A 1,367-nucleotide genomic window follows, 5' to 3' on the forward strand; every position below is an offset into this window, starting at 1 on the left:
TCAACGTCAGATCTTCAAATAAGACCCTATCGTCACGTTCACAGCTTAGTCCTTGGGTGCTAACCAAATAATCGGTCATATTAAGCGTTCAGGTCACAAAAAATTTGGGCTGCAGTATAAGGGATTTTTTAGAAAGGAAAAATCTTGAATAAGGCCGTTTAGATTACAAATAAAAAAGGCCGGTAAAAACCGACCTTTTCCAAAGCTAATTGCTGTCGTTTAGAAACGTTCAGCTTTCGGCTTAGAACACTCACCACGTGATGGATCAACTGAACAACGGATCTTCCACAATAGGCCAAGTGCTTTTGCATCAAGAACACCCTCGTCACGAAGTGACGCACGGATTTCAGTACGGAACTTCTCTAGAGCTGCTTGAGAATCTGCATCAGTTTTGATCCAGTACTTAGCAGGAATTGCAGCCTCTGCATCATCAACCATTTTGTTGATGTCTGGTAGGCGAGCAAGAATGTACTCACGCATGTTTTGACCGAACTCAGGAGCAAAACGGTCTTTATGAGAAATCATCTGCATCATACCGTACAGAAGCTTCTCATCGATGATACCGCCTTTTTCGCCAAGACCATGATACAACTCAAATACGTCGTAACCTAGCGCAACCATTGGTAGGATGTCGATGTTACCGTTATTGAACTGGCCAGAGAACGTAGCTAGCGATGTACCAACTGGAGATGCACCAGCTAGATCTGCAAACTTGTGGCTCTGTGGATCTTCGTTAAGTACAGATACTTTCTTACCACTGAACTCAGGAACAGTATCAATATCACGATCGTTTACGAACAAGTAAACAGAACCAACAGGAAGCGTACCAACCATTTCGTAGTTGCCATTCGTTAAGAAAGGAGCCAACTTAGGGTTAGTCAATGTTTTAAGAACACGAGCTAGACCTTCTTCGTCAATGATACCGCCAAGCGCATCAAGCGTACCGCCAAATGGCACGTAAGGACGACTAAGGATTGCTGTTAAGAAAACAACATCACATAGGCCTGCTTTAAAATCGTTTGAAGCTACTTTTTCATCTGTGTAAGCAGCGATTTCGATGTCCATGCCCCAACCGATACCTTTAGCAGTAAGGTCAGAGAAGAACGCCACAGCAGGGCCGTTTTTACCAACAGGGTCATAAAGACAGAATTTTTTCTTTTCTAATGCTGCAGAAGCTGTCGAAGAAACAGCAACCAACAACAAAGAAGCAAGAATGCGACGAAAAGTCATTTGCACACACCTCAGCGCTTAGTTATCAATTAGATTTATTAGATAAAAACGAGTAATTATTTATTTAAGATCTCGCAGAAATCGCTGCGCAGTCTACAAGAAATAACATTTGGTGACAAAGTTCACGAAGCTCAAAG

1 protein-coding gene is annotated in these 1,367 nt (G+C 42.4%); it reads right to left on the reverse strand.

Translation table 11 applies throughout. The features are described 5' to 3' along the window. Positions 1-219: 219 nt before the first annotated feature. Positions 220-1,230, reverse strand: a complete 1,011-nt coding sequence (locus A3738_RS28885; RefSeq protein ID WP_068475826.1) for a putative solute-binding protein — start codon at positions 1,228-1,230, stop codon at positions 220-222. Between the last annotated feature and the right edge of the window lie 137 nt (positions 1,231-1,367).

It is taken from the genome of Oleiphilus sp. HI0066 (assembly GCF_001635725.1).